The sequence below is a fragment of the Citrobacter sp. wls619 genome (assembly GCF_005281345.1).
GTDB lineage: Bacteria > Pseudomonadota > Gammaproteobacteria > Enterobacterales > Enterobacteriaceae > Citrobacter.
In genome coordinates this window covers 24,944-43,737 of record NZ_SZXJ01000008.1, presented here as the reverse complement: position 1 = coordinate 43,737, position 18,794 = coordinate 24,944, and the positions used below count along the sequence as shown (strand labels likewise).

The following is an 18,794-nucleotide window of genomic DNA, read 5'->3' as shown; positions in this document are numbered from 1 at the left end:
TCAGGCTGACAAGGGGAAATTTAAAATAACTTTTCGACTGCGTGTTTTTTCACCAAAACAACCATTAACATGCCATAAAATAAGCAATTTGCCGTTTTTGCAGCCGCAATCACACTCCCTGATGGCATACTAATGAATAAGAAAAAGCGTAAGGAAGAACATTCATGCCTTTAAATGCCCAACAGATAGCTGCCCAAAAGAATCTTTCCTATGTTCTGGCAGAAAAGCTGGCTCAGAGAATATTAAAAGGTGAATACGCACCCGGCGCCATCCTGCCAGGTGAAATTGAGCTGGGCGATCAGTTTGGCGTGAGCCGAACTGCGGTAAGGGAAGCAGTTAAGACATTAACGGCTAAAGGTATGGTATTACCGCGCCCACGTATTGGTACACGCGTTATGCCGCAGGCAAACTGGAACTTCCTCGATCAGGAGCTGCTCACCTGGTGGATGACGGAAGATAATTTCCCACAGGTCATTAAACACTTTCTGGTGATGCGTATTAGCCTGGAGCCTCAGGCTTGTTCACTGGCGGCGACGATTGGTACAGCAGAGCAGAAAGCCCATCTCAATACATTAATGGAAGAGATGGTCGAGCTGAAAAGAAACTTCAGACGCGAACGTTGGATTGAAGTTGATATTGCCTGGCATGAGCACATTTATGAAATGAGCGCGAATCCATTCCTGATATCCTTCGCATCATTGTTCCATTCCGTTTATCAGACCTACTTTACGTCGATTACCTATAACGATGTGGTCAAGCTGGATTTGCATCAGGCCATTGTCGATGCAATCGAAGATAGCGATGGCGAACGCGCCTTTGCCGCCTGTCAGGCATTACTGATAGCACCGAACGAGCTCCCGGATAAATAATCTATGTCAGAAAAGAAATCGCGCAGTATGGCTGGATTGCCATGGATAGCCGCCATGGCCTTTTTTATGCAGGCATTAGATGCCACTATCCTCAACACGGCCTTACCCGCAATAGCACATAGTCTTAACCGCTCCCCGCTTGCCATGCAATCAGCCATTATCAGCTATACCCTGACAGTCGCTATGCTGATCCCGGTGAGTGGATGGTTGGCTGACAGATTCGGGACCCGGCGCGTATTTATGATTGCCGTTAGCCTGTTTACGTTGGGATCGTTGGCTTGTGCACTTTCCAGCTCATTAAGTGAACTGGTGGTTTTCCGCGTGATACAGGGTATCGGTGGCGCAATGATGATGCCTGTTGCCCGTCTGGCATTATTGCGTGCTTACCCGCGCAGCGAACTGCTCCCCGTACTTAATTTCGTGACCATGCCCGGCCTTGTTGGACCGATTTTAGGTCCGGTGCTGGGTGGCGTGCTGGTAACGTGGGCCAGTTGGCACTGGATCTTCCTGATAAATATTCCCATCGGCATAGCCGGTATCTTCTATGCCCGCAAATATATGCCAAACTTCACCACACCACGCCGCGGCTTCGATATGACCGGTTTCTTTCTCTTTGGTCTAAGCCTGGTGCTGTTTTCCAGCGGTGTTGAGTTGTTTGGCGAGAAACTTGTTGCCAGTTGGGTCGCACTTGGCATTATTCTCACCAGCATTGTGCTACTGCTCGCCTACATTCGCCATGCGCGTCGCCATCCGACACCGCTGATTGCGCTTCCTATCTTTAAAACGCGAACCTTTTCTGTTGGCATCGCCGGAAACCTTGCTACTCGCCTGGGAACAGGGTGCGTACCGTTCTTAATGCCGCTAATGCTGCAGGTAGGATTTGGATACCCGGCACTCATTGCCGGTTGCATGATGGCGCCGACAGCGCTGGGCTCCATTCTGGCGAAATCGATGGTGACGCAGGTGCTGCGCCGACTCGGCTACCGGACCACACTGGTAGGTGTTACGGTGTTCATCGGCCTGATGATTGCACAGTTCTCGTTGCAGTCTCCAGCCATGCCGGTCTGGATGCTAATCCTGCCACTGTTCATTTTAGGTATGGCGATGTCCACCCAGTTTACCTCGATGAATACCATTACCCTGGCAGATTTGACTGATGAGAACGCCAGCAGCGGCAACAGCGTTTTAGCCGTTACGCAGCAGCTGTCTATTAGTTTAGGGGTTGCCATCAGCGCCGCGGTTCTGCGTATCTACGAAGGTATGGAAGGAACCAATACGGTCGAACAGTTCCACTATACCTTTATTACAATGGGCGCGATCACCGTCGTATCGGCGCTGATGTTTATGCTGTTAAGAGCCAAAGATGGGCGCAATCTGATCAAAGAGCGGCATAAGCCTAAACCGACCCCCGCGCCATCAGAACGGGAGTAAGCTGCAAGCGCTGCTGCTGCAATGCGGGCTGTGCCATACGGTGGATTAACACATCAATGGCCAGTTCGCCCAACTCATCTTTCGGTTGGTGGATAGTTGTCAGCGGCGGCGTCATATAGCGCGCCAGTTCTATGTCATCATAACCGACTACCGCCATATCCTGCGGGATACGCAACCCAGACTGATATAAAGCCTGATATGCTCCAACCGCCATCGCGTCATTACCGGTAAAAACAGCCTGCGGGCGATCTTTATGCGACAACAGCGTTTGCATAGCTTCAAACCCACCGCCAAACTCGAAGTCACCGGTGATCTCGTAACCGTCCGGGATCGCCAGCCCTGCACGTTTCATTGCCGCGCGATACCCTTCCAGACGCAGACGCGCCGGTGTTTTATCCAGAGGTCCCGTGATGCAGGCAATGCGCGTAAACCCTTTCTCGATAAGATGCTGAGTGGCTAAATCCCCACCTAACAGGGAGTTATCCTGAATCAGATCGCTTTCACCATCAAAAGGCGACCAGTCCATCATAACGGTGGGTATAGAAGGATAACGCTGCATGATTTCTCTGGAAGGCTGATGTGTTTCCGTGCAGAGCAGCAGCAAACCGTCTACCCGCTTTTGCATCAAGGTTTCCAGATTACGGTTCATACGCTGCTCATCACCTTCGGTGTTGCACAACACCAGGCTGTAGCCGCGCTCAAAGCAGCTACGTTCAACACCACGAACCAGCTCAGAATAAAAGGGATTGGTACTGGCTGTGATTAACATGCCAATAGTGCGGGTCTGATTCAGTTTGAGACTACGCGCCAACGCGGAAGGCGCATAGTTAAGCGCTTTGATCGCCGCATCAACTTTGTCAGTGATCGCCTCACTGACAAAGCGATCTTTATTAATGACGTGAGAAACCGTCGACGTGGAAACACCCGCCAGGCGGGCAACGTCCTTCATTGTAGCCAAGCGTTACCTCTGTTGACTTAAAAACGCTTCGATTTCTTCACGCCATGGAACGGAAGGCTGTGCACCTTTACGTGTGACCGCAATCGCCGCGGCAGCATGTGCAAAACGGATAGCTTCCGATAGCGGAGTCTCTTCCAGTAACGCTGTGATTAACGCGCCGTTAAAGGTATCTCCGGCAGCGATAGTATCAACAGCATCCACTTTAAACCCGGGCACACGACGACCTTCACCGTTTACGCTGGCCCACACACCGCGACTGCCTAAGGTAATCAGTACAGTATGAATACCCTTCGCGTGCAACGCCTGCGCCGCTTTAGCTGCATCTTCATCGTTTTCGACCCGGATCCCCGTCAGCTTTTCAGCTTCGGTTTCATTTGGGGTAATAATATCCACCAGCGCCAGCAACTCGTCGGATAGTTCACGTGCCGGGGCCGGATTCAGGGCAACCGTAGTCTTGTTTTGCTGCGCTATCTTTGCCGCAGCCAACACGCTTTCGATCGGTGATTCTAACTGCATCAGTAACGCAGACGCCTGAGCAATACGGTCGCGCTGTGCTTCCACTAACGCCGGAGAAAGAGCAGCATTCGCGCCGGCATGAATACCGATAACGTTCTCACCTTCGGCATTCACAAAAATCAGCGCCACACCGGTCGATTCCCCCGAAATTACGCTAATCGGGGCAATATCAATATTATCGCGGGCTAACTGTTTACGAACACTTTCGCCAATATCGTCATCCCCCGTACAGGCAATGAACGCGATATTCGCGCCACTACGCCCTGCAGCAACCGCCTGATTCGCGCCTTTACCGCCAAACGCCACCTGATATTGGCTACCGGTTACGGTTTCACCCGGTGTCGGGAAAGAGTTAAGGTTGAGGATGTGATCGGCATTAATGCTGCCAAGAACAACGAGGTTGCCTGCGGTTTTCATGTTAGGTATTCCAAGTCAAAGTGCGCCACCGGGTTAGGGTGGCGCGTGCCCTGCTTTTCTTTTTACGCTTTCATCTTCAGAACCAGGTCTAACGATGGCGTATTTATGTCTCCATCAGGCCACGAGCGGCCTGAATCGGTATTACTGCTTGATGACCAGCTTCAGGTCAACCGGATATTTAGCCTGAACCTTCTCGCCTTTCAGGACTTTATCCGCAGTCTCAACGCCTTTCGCGCCAATCTGATCCGGCAACTGAGCAATTGTCGCAGCCAGTTTGCCATCATTTACTGCTTTTTCGCCATCAGGTGTGCCGTCAAATCCAACCACCATCACATCAGATTTACCTGCAGTTTGCAGTGCGCGCAATGCACCCAGCGCCATTTCATCGTTCTGGGCAAATACCGCCTGCACATCAGGATGTGCGGTCAGCAGGTTCTGCATGACGTTCAGGCCTTTGGTACGGTCGAAGTCTGCCGGCTGGCTGGCCAGTACGTTAAATTTGTGTGCCGCAACGGCCTGCTGGAAACCTTCGCCACGCTCACGCGCCGCGGACGTTCCGGCAATGCCCTGCAGTTCAATAACTTTCGCGCCTTCACCAGCTTTCTTCGCGATGTAATCACCCGCAATTTTGCCGCCCAGCACGTTATCAGACGCAATATGGCTTACCACTTCGCCTTTAGACGCTACGCGGTCAAGAGTGATAACCGGAATCTTCGCCTGGTTAGCCATCTTCACAGCGTTACCCACGGCATCGGAGTCCGTCGGGTTAATCAGCAGAATTTTAGTCCCGCGAACCGTGAGGTCCTGAACGTTAGCCAGCTCTTTCGCCGGGTTATTCTGTGAATCCAGAATCACCAGGTTGTAGCCCAGCTTATCCGCCTCTTTTTGCGCGCCATCTTTCAGGGAGACAAAGAACGGGTTATTAAGCGTGGAGACCACCAGCGCAATGGTATCTTTCGCCATCGCATTCGCGCTCACGGTGGCGCTCAGCGCAACAGCAGAAACCAGGGTAGCCAGTTTTTTCATGTTCATATTTAAGATGTCCTGTAATCGTTGTTACTGCTTTTTGTTGTCTACCAGTACCGCCAGCAAAATCACCACCGCTTTGACGATCATCTGGTAATAGGAGGATACACCTAACAAATTCAAACCATTATTGAGGAAACCAAGAATCAATGCGCCGATCAGCGTCCCAACAATTCGTCCTTTACCGCCCGCCAGGCTGGTACCGCCTAACACCACCGCTGCAATAGCATCCAGCTCGTAGCCGGTACCCGCCGTGGGTTGTGCAGAGGAAAGACGCGCCACTTCAATGATGCCCGCCAGCGAAGCCAGCAGCCCACAGAGTGAATAAACGATGATTTTGATTTTACTGACGCTGATACCAGACAGACGCGTTGCCGCTTCGTTACCGCCCAGCGCATAGATATATCGGCCCAGACGGGTGTGATGCAGCATGTACCACGCCGCCAGGAAGACAATCCCCATAATCCACACCGGCGTCGGGACGCCTAACGGACGACCAATACCAAACCAGCCAAACAGATCGGCATTGTCGGTAAAGCCGGTATTTACCGGACTCCCATTGGTGTACACCATCGTCACACCACGCAGCAGCAGCATCATCACCAGCGTGGCGATAAATGCCTGTACGCGACCTTTTGCGACAATCACCCCGGTTAACGCACCAACAGCAGCGCCCAGCGCCAATGCTGCCGCGACGGCGACCAGCGCGTTGACTTCAATTCCTACAATGGAAGCCGCAACCGCACCGGTGAGCGCCAGCAGGGAACCAACGGACAGATCGATACCCGACGTCAGGATGACCAGCGTCATGCCAACGGCCATAATGGCATTTACCGACGTTTGCTGGAGAATATTGAACAGGTTATTAACAGTAAAAAAGTTCGGGCTCATGGTGGAAACAATCGCAATCAGCACTAACAGAGCGATGAGCGACTTTTGCTCCAGAAGCCATGCTTTAGTGAAATAACGGCGACCAGAAACAGCCTGGGTTGTCATCTTTTTTACTCCTGATTCACGCGATTAAGCTTGCCCACAGCGGCAGCCATTAATACTTCCTGAGTGGCCTGCTCGCGAGTGAACTCACCGCCGAGATGCCCTTCATGCATAACGATAATTCGATCGCTCATGCCCAACACTTCTGGCATCTCAGAAGAGACCAGAATGATGCTCAGCCCATCGGCCTTAAACTGGTTGATAAGCTGATAGATTTCTTTCTTGGCGCCAACATCAACACCGCGTGTTGGCTCATCGAGGATCAGCACTTTGGGTCGGGTCATCAAACCGCGTGCAATCGCCACTTTCTGCTGGTTACCGCCAGAAAGCAGGCCGATAGCCTGTTCCATCGATGGCGTTTTCACATTGAACAGACGGATAAAATCACCTACCGCCTGCTGCTCATCTTTATGCTTCAGGCTTCCACCAGCGCGGCTGAAATAGCGCAGTGCAGTTAACGACATGTTCTCTTTCACCGACATGCCCAGCACTAAACCATCGCGTTTGCGGTCTTCAGAAATATAGACGATACCGTTAGCCAGGCCATCCTGCGGCGAACGGGTAACCACTTCATGGCCATCCAGTGTGACGTAACCGCTGGTACGCGGCAGTGCACCGTACAGGACTTTCATCAATTCGGTTCGCCCGGCCCCCATCAGGCCCGATACCCCAAGGATCTCGCCTTTGCGCAGCGTGAATGAAACACTGTTCACCCCTGGGCCGCACAGGTTATCGACTTTCAGGCGTACATCACCCGGCGCTTTATCCAGACGCGGGTACTGATCTTCCAGCTTACGTCCCACCATCATTTCAATCAGCGAATCTTCGGTTAACGAGGCAACTTCACGCTCGGCAATAAACTGCCCGTCGCGGAAAACGGTCACGTCATCGCAAATCTCGAAGATCTCTTTCATACGGTGGGAGATATAGACGATGCCACGCCCCTGCGATTTAAGTTCGCGGATCACGCGGAACAGAGATTCGGTTTCGGTATCGGTAAGGGCGTCGGTCGGTTCATCCATCACGATGACCTTCGATTCAAAGCTCAGCACTTTGGCAATTTCAACCATCTGCTGATCGCCAATCGACAACTCACCCACCAGCCTGTCGCTTTTAAAGCGCAGATTGAGTTTGGCAAGCAGCAGATCGGCTTCGGCATACATCTTCTTCCAGTCTATTTTGCCAAAGCGATTTACAAACTCACGACCAAGAAAAATGTTCTCAGCGATGGTGAGTTGCGGGATCAGGTTCAGCTCCTGGTGAATAATGCCAATCCCGGCTTCCTGGGAGGATTTTGGTCCGTTGAAGGTGGTTTCTTTCCCCAACCATAATAAAGAACCGGCATCACGGGTATAGATACCGGTCAGTACTTTCATCATGGTGGATTTGCCCGCGCCGTTTTCGCCTACCAGCGCCATTACGCGACCTGGATAGACATTCAATGCGGCGCCAGATAGCGCTTTTACGCCGGGGAACGCTTTGTCGATCCCTTTGAGTTGCAGTAATGCGTTCATGATGGCCTCAGAACGTGACGCCAGCACAAAGAATAATATTCGCATACGGAGAACACTCTCCGCTGCGAATTACCGCCTGACTGTCTGCGGTTTGTTTTTTGAAATGTTCATGCGTGGTGTAACGAATTTCTATGGTGTTTCCCTGGTGTTGCTGCAGTTGCTCAATGTGGTTGAGCAACGTTTCGTGGAGTTGCGGATTATGTTGTTTAATTTCCGTCGCGAGAATGGCCGCCTCGACCTGCATTTCACGCGTGACCACATCCAATACCTGCATAAAAGAAGGTACGCCCTGGGTTAATGCCATATCGATACGGGCTGTGCTATTCGGGATGGGTAAACCCGCATCACATACCACCAGCGTATCGGTATGCCCCAGACGGGAGATCACCGATGAAATTTCAGAGTTGAGTACCGTGCCTTTCTTCATTTTCTTTCCCCACTAGCGAAACGTTTCGCTGACGATAAGTTTAGTCTGAAGGGTGCACAGAAAACCACCGCGAGGTTACGAAAATGTGATCGCCATCGAAACGTTTCGCAAGGATTGTCATGAGATGAAAAGAAAACTGAGAGGGGCCAAACAAAACGCCCCCTTTCACAATGAAAGAGGGCGTTCGCAACATTAAATCTCGACCTGAGTACCGAGTTCAATAACCCGGTTAGGCGGAATTTCAAACTGGTCCGGCGCACGTAGCGCGTTACGCTGCAACAGCAAATACAGCTTACCGCGCAGGCGCAAATACCATGGCCGTTTGCCAACAATCAGCGACTCATGCGACATAAAGAAGGAGGTTTCCATCATCCGGCAACTTAAGCCTTCCAGACCACAGCGGTGGAACACTTCTTCAACGTTTGGCGTTTCACGCCAGCCATAACTGGCCACCACGCGCCAGAAGGTAGGCGATAACTGCTCAATCTGTACTCTACGTACATTGTGTACATAGGGTGCGTCTTCCGTGCGCAGCGTCAGCAGAATAACGCGTTCATGCAACACTTTGTTGTGTTTGAGATTATGCAGCAGCGCAAACGGGATGACGTTCAACGCACGGGACATATACACCGCCGTTCCTGGCACGCGCACCGGTGGGGATTTCTCCAGCGAGGCAATCATCGCCTCCAGAGAGTTACCGTGCTCATGCATACGACGCAGCAGACGGAAGCGTTCGCTTTTCCAGGTCGTCATAATCGTGAACATCACCAGACCCAGCGAGAGCGGCAACCAGCCGCCTGAAACGAGCTTATCGAGGTTTGCAGAGAACAACGGAACATCGATGCACAGGAACGCAACCAGGATCAGGAAGACGAAGTATTTATTCCAGTGCCAGTTTTGCCGCGCCACGGTCGTCGACAGAATGGACGTCAGTACCATCGTTCCCGTTACCGCAATACCGTACGCAGCAGCCAGATTACTGGAGTGCTCAAAGCTCACGATCACGATAACCACGGCGAAATAAAGCATCCAGTTTACGAAAGGAATATAGATCTGACCCGATTCCATTTCTGAAGTATGGATAATCCGCATCGGCGATAAATACCCCAGACGCACAGCCTGGCGCGTCAGTGAGAATACGCCGGAGATCACCGCCTGAGAGGCGATAACCGTTGCCAGCGCGGCAAGAATCAGCAGCGGTATCAACGCCCAGTCCGGCGCCAGCAGGAAGAACGGGTTTTTGATCGCTTCGGGATGCTTTAACAGCAACGCACCCTGACCAAAATAATTCAACACCAGCGAAGGCAATACGACGGAGAACCATGCCAGGCGAATCGGTAACTTACCGAAGTGGCCCATATCCGCATACAACGCTTCAACACCGGTAATCGACAGCACCACCGCGCCCAGCGCAATAAAGGACAGCGTTTTGAATTCCAGGAAGAAATGAACAGCCCAATACGGATTTAGGGCATGCAACACTTCCGGATTCGCAATAATGCTGCGTACACCCAGCACGGCAAGTACCAGGAACCATATCAGCATAATCGGCGCAAACAGCTTACCGACCATGCCGGTACCGTGTTTTTGAATCAAAAACAGCAGGGTAAGTACGATAATAGAGAGAGGAACAATCCAGGTATCCAGCTGTGGAGCAATAATCTCCAGACCTTCAATCGCCGACATCACCGAAATGGCTGGCGTAATCACCACCTCGCCATAGAAAAAGCTGCCGCCAATCAATCCCATAATCACCAGCATCGAGGTCGTTCGCGCCGACGTATTACGCCCGGCCAACGACATCAGCGTCAGGATCCCGCCTTCCCCGGCGTTATCAGCACGCATAACAAATGACAGATATTTAACGGAAACAACCAGGATCAGCAGCCAGAAAATCAGCGAGAGAAAACCAAACACGGCATCACGTTCAACGCCAAAACCAAACTGCCCGGACAAACATTCACGAAGCGTATAAAGTGGGCTGGTACCAATATCACCGTAGACAACCCCAATGGCCGCGAGGGTAATCGCAGACAATGATTGCTTATTATCAGTGCTCATAGACTCGTCTTTCGTTTATACACATCATCGTTCAGGCTACCTCCGCGTTGGCTGCATTCGTTATTCCGCCCATCCCAGGGAATAACTCCATTGCCGCCTTGGTGCAGCTTGATTGATATGGTGTATATATAAGAAATGTGTGCGTCGTCCCTTGGCCCACAAAAAGGCGCACAGTATGCACGATTAATCGCAAAATCGTACCCCTAAATGAGACCAGATTAATCTGGCTCAAAGAAAAATAAACGCGCCTTCAGTCTATTACAGCCCAGGGGCTAAACATCTATACTCGCTGTTTAACGCGGTACATTTGGCGAAAGGACGCCACTTCATTATGGCTCACCCACATTTATTAGCGGAAAGAATTTCCCGTCTGAGCAATGCGCTGGAAAAGGGACTTTATGAACGTAGCCACGCCATTCGCCTTTGTCTGCTGGCCGCGCTCAGCGGCGAGAGCGTCTTCTTATTAGGCCCTCCAGGGATCGCGAAAAGCTTAATCGCTCGCCGACTGAAGTTTGCCTTTAAAAATGCCCGTGCTTTCGAATATCTGATGACGCGCTTCTCGACACCTGAAGAGGTCTTTGGCCCGCTATCCATTCAGGCGCTTAAAGACGAAGGTCGCTATGAGCGCTTAACAGCAGGCTATCTTCCTGAAGCCGAAATTGTTTTTCTCGATGAAATCTGGAAAGCAGGCCCGGCCATTCTCAACACCCTGCTGACCGCCATTAACGAACGCCACTTCCGCAACGGCGCACACGAGGAGAAAATCCCGATGCGCCTGCTGGTCGCGGCCTCCAACGAACTACCTGAAGCGGACAGCAGCCTGGAAGCATTGTACGACCGTATGCTGATTCGCCTGTGGCTGGATAAAGTCCAGGACAAGGCCAATTTCCGCTCCATGCTGTTAAGCCAGCAGGATGAAAGTGACAACCCCGTTCCAACAACGTTACAAGTGACGGATGAAGAGTACTACCAGTGGCAAAAAGACATTGGCAAAATCACGCTTCCCGATCGTGTATTTGAATTGATTTTCACCCTGCGCCAGCAACTGGATGCGCTACCGAACGCCCCCTACGTATCTGACCGTCGCTGGAAAAAGGCAATCCGCCTGTTGCAGGCCAGCGCCTTCTTTAGCGGACGCGATGCCGTTGCACCAATCGATCTTATTCTGCTGAAAGATTGCCTGTGGTACGACGCGCAAAGCCTGAATCTGATGCAGCAACAAATCGAAATATTGATGACCGGGCACGCCTGGCAGCAACAGACAATGTTGACGCGCCTTGGGGCAATAATGCAGCGCCGCATCCAGCTACAGCAACAGCAAAGTGATAAAACGGCCTTCACGGTGATCCGTCAGGGCGGCATGTTCAGCCGCCGTCCTCATTATGATTTACCGCCGGAAGCCACATCTTCAATCGTGACATTACTGCTGCAAAAGCCCTTAAAGCTGCATGATATGGAAGTTATCCATATTGCCTTTGAACGCGGCGCTCTGGAGCTATGGCTGACTAAAGGCGGTGAGATCCGCGGAAAATTAAACGGTATCGGATTTGCCCAGACGCTGAATATGGAAGTCGACAGCGCTCAGCACCTGGTGGTACGCGACGTCAGCTTACAGGGTTCTCGACTGGCGTTACCTGGTGCATCAGAAGAAGGCATGCCCAGTGAGATAAAACAGCAGCTTGAAGCGCTCGACAACGAATGGCACCAGCAGCACAGCGAATTTAGTGAACAGCAAAAATGTCTGTTTATCCATAGTGACTGGTTAGGCCGCATTGAGGCCAGCCTGCAGGACGTCGGTACGCAGATCCGACAGGCACAACAATGCTGACCCTTGATACGCTGAATATCATGCTGGCGGTCGGCGAAGAGGGGATGATCGAAGAGATGATCATCGCACTGCTGGCTTCCCCGCAGATGGCGGTCTTTTTCAAAAAATTTCCCCGGCTAAAAAAAGCGATTACTGACGATGTTCCCCGCTGGCGTGAAGCTTTACGTAGCCGCCTCAAAGATACCCACGTACCGCCGGAGCTCACAGAAGAGGTTATGTGCTATCAGCAAAGTCAGCTCCTCTCCACTCCGCAGTTTATCGTCCAGCTGCCGCAAATCTTAGCGCTCCTGCACCGACTCCACTCACCATGGGCTGGGCAAGCGCAGCAACTGGTCGATGACAACAGTACGTTTACGCCCGCACTGCATACACTATTTCTCCAGCGCTGGCGCCTGAGCCTGGTGGTGCAAACCACCACGCTTAATCAGCAGCTACTGGAAGAAGAACGCGAACAGTTGCTCAGTGAAGTGCAGGAACGGATGACGCTCAGTGGCCAACTGGAACCTGTGCTGGCGGAAAATGACAACGCAGCGGGTCGTTTGTGGGACATGAGCGCAGGCCAAATCAAGCGCGGTGATTATCAGCTGATGGTGAAATACGGTGAGTTCCTGACGCAACAACCCGAACTTCAGCGACTGGCCGAACAGTTGGGGCGCTCCAGAGAAGCGAAATCCGTGCCGCGTAAAGACGCGCCAATGGAAACATTCCGTACGCTGGTGCGTGAACCGGCCACCGTCCCGGAGCAGGTGGATGGCATTCAACAAAGTGATGATATCCTGCGTTTACTCCCCCCCGAACTGGCCACGTTAGGTATTACCGAACTGGAATATGAATTCTATCGGCGGCTGGTGGAAAAACAGCTCCTGACATACCGCCTGCATGGAGAAGCCTGGCGCGAGAAAGTCACAGAGCGGCCGGTTATCCACCAGGATTTTGACGAGCAGCCTCGTGGACCGTTTATTGTCTGTGTCGATACCTCGGGATCGATGGGCGGATTTAATGAACAGTGTGCGAAAGCCTTTTGCCTCGCACTGATGCGCGTGGCTCTCGCCGATAACCGCCGCTGTTTCATCATGTTATTTTCGACAGAAGTCGTGCGCTATGAGCTATCCGGTCCGGAAGGCATTGAGCAGGCAATCCGTTTTTTAAGCCAGCGTTTTCGCGGCGGTACGGACATTGCCAGCTGTTTTCGCGCCATTATTGAACGTATGCAAGGTCGCGAATGGTTTGATGCCGATGCGGTGGTGATTTCGGATTTTATCGCCCAGCGATTACCCGATGAGGTTGTCAACAAAGTGGGGGAATTACAGCGGGTACATCAGCACCGTTTTCATGCGGTCGCGATGTCAGCACACGGCAAACCCGGCATCATGCGCATTTTCGATCATATCTGGCGCTTTGATACCGGGATGCGAAGCCGCCTGCTCAGACGCTGGCGGCGTTAATTTTTTACAGCAGAGAAGCGACGCTTTCACGGACCTGTGCAGGCCACACACCGCACTGAACCTGGCCAATGTGCGGCAACTGCAGCAGCAGCATCGTCAGGCGTGACTGCCCAATACCGCCACCAATGGTCTGCGGCATTTCGCCACGCAACAGCGCCTGGTGCCATTCCAGACTCAGGCGATCTTCATCACCGGTCAGAGCAAGCTGGTGTTTCAGCGCATCGGCATCCACGCGGATCCCCATCGAAGACAGTTCAAACGCATCTTCCAGAACAGGGTTCCACACCAGGATATCACCGTTCAGACCAGCATGGCCCAGCTCGGAAGCGGAACTCCAGTCATCATAATCCGGAGCACGAACGTCATGACGGTGGCCGTCGCTAAGTTTGCCGCCGATCCCGACCAGGAACACCGCGCCCAGCTCTTTTGCGATCGCACGTTCACGACCTTTTGCATCAAGATCCGGGTAGCGAGATAACAGCTCCTGGCTATGCACAAAGTGGATCTGCTCTGGCAGGAACGGTGCCAGACCAAATTCTTTGCTTACCGCAGCTTCGGTTGCCTTAATTCCCGCCCAGATAGCCTCTACTGTGCTTTTCAGAGTGGAGAATTGACGCTCACCGTCACCCATCACGCGCTCCCAGTCCCACTGGTCAACATAGACCGAGTGAAGCGGAGAGAGACGGTCCTCATCCGGACGCAGGGCTTTCATATGCGTGTACAGCCCCTCGCCCGCGCTGAAGTCGTGTTGTCCCAGCGTTTGACGCTTCCACTTCGCCAGTGAATGAACCACTTCGAACTGAGCGTCGGGTAATGCTTTCACTTTCACCTGCACCGCTTTTTCACAGCCAGACAAGTTATCCTGCGTGCCATCTCCTACGCGGCTGAGGATCGGCGCCTGAACTTCGATCAGACCTAAACGCTCCTCCAGTTGACGAGAGAAATGAGATTTCACGAAGCTAATTTGACGTTGTTTGGCAATGTAAGCGGTTTTCATTATGTTTACTCCTGTGTCCTGTTGCCTATGATTAAGCAACAGAATGAGGGTAATATTCAATAATCAACAAACAAAAAGCCGACTTAGATTTTGATTCGTTAAAATTAACGTCTAAAATAGAGTGAATCATTAATCTACATAAGAAAAACCTATGGAAAATTATCAGATCGACAATCTGGACCGCGGCATTCTTGACGCCCTGATGGAAAATGCCCGTACCGCCTACGCAGAATTAGCCAAACAGTTCGGCGTCAGCCCAGGGACAATCCACGTGCGCGTTGAAAAGATGAAGCAGGCTGGGATTATTACCGGCGCACGTATTGATGTCAGTCCAAAACAACTGGGTTATGACGTCGGTTGCTTTATCGGCATTATCCTGAAAAGTGCGAAAGACTATCCGTCAGCGCTGGCCAGGCTGGAAAGTCTCGATGAAGTAACCGAGGCGTATTACACCACCGGGCACTACAGCATCTTTATTAAGGTGATGTGTAAATCTATCGATGCCCTGCAGCAGGTACTTATCAACAAGATCCAAACAATTGATGAAATTCAGTCTACCGAAACCTTGATCGTCTTGCAGAACCCGATCATGCGTACCATCAAGCCCTGATCGCTTTTTTTAATCCCCTGGTTTTCCACAGGTAGATCCCAACTCGCTCACAGCGTACAATGCTGCCTCTTCATCGAGGTAGCGATCAATGGCAGATATCACTCTTATCAGCGGCAGCACGCTTGGCAGTGCGGAATATGTAGCAGAACATCTGGCGGAAAAGCTGGATGACGCCGGTTTTTCCAGCGAAATACTGCATGGACCGATGCTCGACGAGGTTCCAACTCAAGGGATTTGGCTGGTAATCAGCTCAACGCACGGTGCGGGAGACATTCCTGATAACCTGCAACCTTTATATGACGCATTGCGCGAGCAGAAACCGGATCTTTCGCAGGTACGCTTTGGTGCCATCGGCATTGGTAGCCGCGAATATGACACGTTCTGCGGTGCGATTGACAAGCTGGAAGCTGAACTGAAGGTCTGCGGGGCGAAACAGATCGGTGAAACGCTCAGGATCAACGTACTGGAACATGAGATTCCGGAAGATCCGGCTGAAATTTGGTTGGGATCCTGGCATCCATTGCTCAGAGATTTGTAAAGATCGTACTTTTTTATGTGGATAACTCTGGTTAAAAGCTTGGATCAACCGGTAGTTATCCAAAGAATAACTGTTGTTCAGTTTTTGAGTTGTGTATAACCCTTCATTCTGATCCCAGCTTATACGGACCAGGATCACCGATCATTCACAGCTAATGATCCTCAACAACCCGTTGATCTTATTCAAAGGATCGCCCTTATCCACAGATAGTTGCGATCCTAATAAGAGATCACAATAAAACAGATCTCTAAATAAAAAGATCTTCTTTTTAATACCCAGGATCCGAGGTCTTTCTCCATCGACTAAAGTTGAGTAGAATCCACGGCCCGGGCTTCAATCCATTTTCACACCGCGTTATGCGAGGCAATTACCATGTTTTATCAGGATCCTTTTGACGTCATCATCATTGGCGGGGGTCATGCAGGCACCGAGGCTGCAATGGCCGCGGCGCGAATGGGTCAGCAGACCCTGCTGTTGACACACAATATCGACACTCTGGGACAGATGAGCTGCAACCCGGCGATTGGCGGCATTGGGAAGGGACACCTGGTAAAAGAAGTGGATGCGCTTGGCGGCCTGATGGCAACCGCAATTGACCATGCTGGTATCCAGTTTAGGATACTAAACGCCAGCAAAGGCCCGGCCGTTCGCGCCACCCGTGCTCAGGCGGATCGCGTGCTCTATCGTCAGGCGGTACGTACCGCACTGGAGAACCAGCCGAATCTGATGATCTTCCAGCAAGCGGTTGAAGATCTGATTGTTGAAAACGATCGTGTTGTCGGTGCAGTGACTCAGATGGGTCTGAAGTTCCGTGCCAAAGCGGTTGTATTAACCGTAGGGACCTTCCTCGACGGGAAAATTCACATTGGCCTGGACAACTACAGCGGTGGCCGTGCTGGCGATCCGCCGTCTATCCCACTGTCACGTCGCCTGCGTGAGCTACCGCTGCGCGTTAGCCGTCTGAAAACCGGCACACCGCCGCGTATCGATGCGCGTACCATCGATTTCAGTGTACTTGGCCAGCAAAACAGCGATAACCCAATGCCGGTCTTTTCGTTCCTTGGCAATGTTTCTCAACATCCACGCCAGATGCCGTGCTACATCACGCATACTAACGAGAAAACCCATGACGTGATCCGTAATAACCTCGATCGTAGCCCGATGTATGCCGGCGTGATCGAAGGTATCGGCCCACGTTACTGCCCGTCGATCGAAGACAAAGTGATGCGCTTTGCCGACCGGAACCAGCACCAGATCTTCCTTGAACCGGAAGGACTGACGTCTAACGAAATTTACCCGAACGGTATTTCCACCAGCCTGCCGTTTGACGTGCAGATGCAAATTGTCCGCTCTATGCAGGGGATGGAAAATGCCAAAATTGTCCGTCCTGGCTATGCTATTGAGTATGATTTCTTCGATCCACGCGATCTGAAGCCCACTCTGGAAAGCAAGTTCATTCAGGGCCTGTTCTTTGCAGGCCAGATTAACGGGACAACCGGTTATGAAGAAGCCGCCGCGCAAGGCTTGCTGGCGGGTCTGAACGCCGCACGCTTGTCCGCTGACAAAGAGGGGTGGGCACCTGCGCGTTCTCAGGCCTATCTTGGTGTGCTGGTGGATGACCTGTGTACGCTGGGAACCAAAGAACCGTACCGCATGTTTACTTCGCGCGCAGAATACCGTTTGATGCTGCGCGAAGATAACGCCGATCTCCGTCTGACCGAAATTGGTCGTGAACTGGGTCTGGTGGGGGATGAGCGTTGGGCGCGCTTCAATGAAAAACTGGAACGCATCGAACAAGAACGCCAGCGTCTGAAATCGACCTGGGTGAACCCGCTTGCTGAATCTGCCGCGGAAGTGAACGCGCACCTGGCAACGCCCCTGTCACGCGAGGCCAGTGGTGAAGATCTGCTGCGTCGTCCGGACATGACCTATGCACAGCTGACGTCATTGTCTGTATTTGCACCAGCGCTTGATGATCCTCAGGCGGCTGAACAGGTTGAGATCCAGGTTAAGTACGAAGGTTATATCGCCCGTCAGCAGGATGAAATCGAAAGACAACAGCGTAACGAGAACACGTTGCTGCCTGCGACTCTGGATTATCGTCAGGTTTCCGGTTTGTCGAATGAAGTTATTGCCAAGTTGAACGATCACAAACCGGTGTCAATCGGCCAGGCATCGCGCATTTCTGGTGTCACGCCTGCCGCCATCTCCATTCTGCTGGTTTGGCTGAAAAAACAAGGTATGCTGCGCCGTAGCGCTTAGTCACTCTATTTGGGCGGGGGCTTAACTTACCCGCCCTGCAAATTTGTCGACCCGATAAGCTATAGCGTAGCGGGTAATTGATTATTAACAGGTAACGACCGTGCTCAACAAACTCTCTCGTCTGCTGGCTGATGCTGGTATTTCTCTTACCGATCACCAGAAAAATCAGCTGATTGCGTATGTCGATATGCTGCACAAATGGAATAAAGCGTACAACCTGACATCGGTGCGGGATCCCAACGAAATGCTGGTGCGCCATATTCTGGACAGCATTGTTGTCGCCCCCCATCTGCAGGGCGAGCGTTTTATTGATGTCGGCACGGGACCGGGCTTACCAGGAATTCCTCTTTCTATCGTGCGTCCTGAGGCGCACTTTACTCTGCTGGATAGCCTGGGAAAACGCGTACGCTTTCTGCGTCAGGTACAACATGAACTTAAACTGGATAACGTCACTCCAGTGCAAAGCAGGGTAGAAGAATTCCCTTCCGAGCCACCTTTTGATGGCGTGATAAGTCGTGCTTTTGCCTCTCTTAACGACATGTTGAGCTGGTGCCACCATTTACCTGGTCAAAACGGGCTTTTTTATGCTTTAAAAGGGCAATTACCGGAAGATGAGATCGCCACACTGCCTGCGGCATTCAGCGTAGAATCAGTTGTAAAATTACGGGTTCCACAACTGGATGGTGAGCGTCATTTGGTGGTTATTAAGCCAAACAAAATTTAATATTTATCAAAAAAAACAGAAAAAAAGTGGGCCTTCAGGTGTTAAATACCGAAGGTTATAGAGGGGGGAAGTGGTGTTACATTTCACCTCTGCCTTACTGTTTTGCATCATAACTATAACGTACCGTTTTTTGTTAAAAGCGAAACAAGTCAACAGTGAAAATATCAGTCTGCTAAAA

Annotated in this window: 16 protein-coding genes; 8 read left to right on the top strand and 8 right to left on the bottom strand. The window is 51.7% G+C overall.

Annotated features, from left to right (window positions below):
- The first annotated feature begins 164 nt into the window (after positions 1 to 164).
- Together FDX19_RS01465 and mdtD are read left to right on the top strand one after the other, a co-directional pair.
- Positions 165 to 869 carry a FadR/GntR family transcriptional regulator gene (locus tag FDX19_RS01465; protein ID WP_048213796.1) on the top strand — a complete coding sequence of 235 codons (705 nt, stop codon included), beginning with the start codon at positions 165 to 167 and terminating at the stop codon, positions 867 to 869.
- Positions 870 to 872: 3 nt separating this feature from the next.
- Positions 873 to 2,300 carry a multidrug transporter subunit MdtD gene (mdtD, locus tag FDX19_RS01460; RefSeq protein WP_137381324.1) on the top strand — a complete coding sequence of 476 codons (1,428 nt, stop codon included), beginning with the start codon at positions 873 to 875 and terminating at the stop codon, positions 2,298 to 2,300.
- Here mdtD and rbsR read toward each other — a convergent pair.
- From rbsR to kup, 7 genes are all read right to left on the bottom strand, one after another.
- The gene (gene rbsR / locus FDX19_RS01455) at positions 2,266 to 3,258 is read right to left on the bottom strand and encodes a ribose operon transcriptional repressor RbsR (RefSeq protein WP_137381323.1); all 993 of its coding nucleotides are present in this window, start codon (positions 3,256 to 3,258) and stop codon (positions 2,266 to 2,268) included. The two genes, mdtD and rbsR, sit on opposite strands and share 35 nt — an antisense overlap.
- A 3-nt stretch (positions 3,259 to 3,261) precedes the next feature.
- Positions 3,262 to 4,191, bottom strand: coding sequence for a ribokinase (rbsK, locus tag FDX19_RS01450; RefSeq protein WP_137381322.1), 930 nt, complete (start codon positions 4,189 to 4,191; stop codon positions 3,262 to 3,264).
- Between the two features lie 141 nt (positions 4,192 to 4,332).
- Positions 4,333 to 5,223, bottom strand: coding sequence for a ribose ABC transporter substrate-binding protein RbsB (gene rbsB / locus FDX19_RS01445; protein ID WP_003023760.1), 891 nt, complete (start codon positions 5,221 to 5,223; stop codon positions 4,333 to 4,335).
- Positions 5,224 to 5,247: 24 nt separating this feature from the next.
- Entirely contained in the window at positions 5,248 to 6,213 is a 966-nt protein-coding gene (rbsC, locus tag FDX19_RS01440; protein ID WP_137381321.1) for a ribose ABC transporter permease, read from the bottom strand.
- 5 nt (positions 6,214 to 6,218) lie between these two features.
- Positions 6,219 to 7,724 (bottom strand): ribose ABC transporter ATP-binding protein RbsA, encoded by a 1,506-nt coding sequence (gene rbsA / locus FDX19_RS01435; RefSeq protein WP_137381320.1) that lies wholly within the window; start codon positions 7,722 to 7,724, stop codon positions 6,219 to 6,221.
- Between the two features lie 7 nt (positions 7,725 to 7,731).
- Entirely contained in the window at positions 7,732 to 8,151 is a 420-nt protein-coding gene (rbsD, locus tag FDX19_RS01430) for a D-ribose pyranase (RefSeq protein WP_137381319.1), read from the bottom strand.
- Positions 8,152 to 8,343: 192 nt separating this feature from the next.
- A complete protein-coding gene (kup, locus tag FDX19_RS01425) occupies positions 8,344 to 10,212 on the bottom strand; it encodes a low affinity potassium transporter Kup (protein WP_048213793.1) in 1,869 nt (622 codons plus the stop codon).
- 331 nt (positions 10,213 to 10,543) lie between these two features.
- Between kup and ravA the strand changes: the two genes are divergently transcribed.
- Together ravA and viaA are read left to right on the top strand one after the other, a co-directional pair.
- On the top strand, positions 10,544 to 12,040 hold the full coding sequence (gene ravA, locus FDX19_RS01420) for an ATPase RavA (protein ID WP_137381318.1): 1,497 nt from the start codon (positions 10,544 to 10,546) through the stop codon (positions 12,038 to 12,040).
- Complete coding sequence (gene viaA / locus FDX19_RS01415; RefSeq protein WP_137381317.1) at positions 12,034 to 13,485, top strand: ATPase RavA stimulator ViaA; 1,452 nt, start codon at positions 12,034 to 12,036, stop codon at positions 13,483 to 13,485. The genes ravA and viaA overlap by 7 nt, the downstream gene beginning before the upstream one ends.
- A 4-nt stretch (positions 13,486 to 13,489) precedes the next feature.
- Here the strand turns inward: viaA and asnA are convergent, their stop codons facing one another.
- Positions 13,490 to 14,482 carry an aspartate--ammonia ligase gene (gene asnA / locus FDX19_RS01410; protein ID WP_005121446.1) on the bottom strand — a complete coding sequence of 331 codons (993 nt, stop codon included), beginning with the start codon at positions 14,480 to 14,482 and terminating at the stop codon, positions 13,490 to 13,492.
- A gap of 151 nt (positions 14,483 to 14,633) precedes the next feature.
- Between asnA and asnC the strand changes: the two genes are divergently transcribed.
- The 4 genes from asnC (at position 14,634) to rsmG (ending at position 18,616) form a co-directional block, all read left to right on the top strand.
- Complete coding sequence (asnC, locus tag FDX19_RS01405) at positions 14,634 to 15,092, top strand: transcriptional regulator AsnC (RefSeq protein WP_003023780.1); 459 nt, start codon at positions 14,634 to 14,636, stop codon at positions 15,090 to 15,092.
- 88 nt (positions 15,093 to 15,180) lie between these two features.
- The gene (mioC, locus tag FDX19_RS01400; RefSeq protein WP_137381316.1) at positions 15,181 to 15,630 is read left to right on the top strand and encodes an FMN-binding protein MioC; all 450 of its coding nucleotides are present in this window, start codon (positions 15,181 to 15,183) and stop codon (positions 15,628 to 15,630) included.
- A gap of 372 nt (positions 15,631 to 16,002) precedes the next feature.
- On the top strand, positions 16,003 to 17,892 hold the full coding sequence (gene mnmG, locus FDX19_RS01395) for a tRNA uridine-5-carboxymethylaminomethyl(34) synthesis enzyme MnmG (protein WP_137381315.1): 1,890 nt from the start codon (positions 16,003 to 16,005) through the stop codon (positions 17,890 to 17,892).
- Positions 17,893 to 17,992: 100 nt separating this feature from the next.
- Positions 17,993 to 18,616, top strand: a complete 624-nt coding sequence (gene rsmG / locus FDX19_RS01390; RefSeq protein ID WP_137381314.1) for a 16S rRNA (guanine(527)-N(7))-methyltransferase RsmG — start codon at positions 17,993 to 17,995, stop codon at positions 18,614 to 18,616.
- Positions 18,617 to 18,794: the final 178 nt, after the last annotated feature.

Excerpts from the sequence above, each read along its gene's own strand:
- FDX19_RS01465 (WP_048213796.1), top strand. The coding sequence starts at position 165 with ATGCCTTTAAATGCCCAACAGATAGCTGCCCAAAAGAATCTTTCCTAT.
- mdtD (WP_137381324.1), top strand. The coding sequence starts at position 873 with ATGTCAGAAAAGAAATCGCGCAGTATGGCTGGATTGCCATGGATAGCC.
- rbsK (WP_137381322.1), bottom strand. The coding sequence starts at position 4,191 with ATGAAAACCGCAGGCAACCTCGTTGTTCTTGGCAGCATTAATGCCGAT.
- rbsB (WP_003023760.1), bottom strand. The coding sequence starts at position 5,223 with ATGAACATGAAAAAACTGGCTACCCTGGTTTCTGCTGTTGCGCTGAGC.
- rbsC (WP_137381321.1), bottom strand. The coding sequence starts at position 6,213 with ATGACAACCCAGGCTGTTTCTGGTCGCCGTTATTTCACTAAAGCATGG.
- rbsA (WP_137381320.1), bottom strand. The coding sequence starts at position 7,724 with ATGAACGCATTACTGCAACTCAAAGGGATCGACAAAGCGTTCCCCGGC.
- rbsD (WP_137381319.1), bottom strand. The coding sequence starts at position 8,151 with ATGAAGAAAGGCACGGTACTCAACTCTGAAATTTCATCGGTGATCTCC.
- kup (WP_048213793.1), bottom strand. The coding sequence starts at position 10,212 with ATGAGCACTGATAATAAGCAATCATTGTCTGCGATTACCCTCGCGGCC.
- ravA (WP_137381318.1), top strand. The coding sequence starts at position 10,544 with ATGGCTCACCCACATTTATTAGCGGAAAGAATTTCCCGTCTGAGCAAT.
- viaA (WP_137381317.1), top strand. The coding sequence starts at position 12,034 with ATGCTGACCCTTGATACGCTGAATATCATGCTGGCGGTCGGCGAAGAG.
- asnA (WP_005121446.1), bottom strand. The coding sequence starts at position 14,482 with ATGAAAACCGCTTACATTGCCAAACAACGTCAAATTAGCTTCGTGAAA.
- asnC (WP_003023780.1), top strand. The coding sequence starts at position 14,634 with ATGGAAAATTATCAGATCGACAATCTGGACCGCGGCATTCTTGACGCC.
- mioC (WP_137381316.1), top strand. The coding sequence starts at position 15,181 with ATGGCAGATATCACTCTTATCAGCGGCAGCACGCTTGGCAGTGCGGAA.
- mnmG (WP_137381315.1), top strand. The coding sequence starts at position 16,003 with ATGTTTTATCAGGATCCTTTTGACGTCATCATCATTGGCGGGGGTCAT.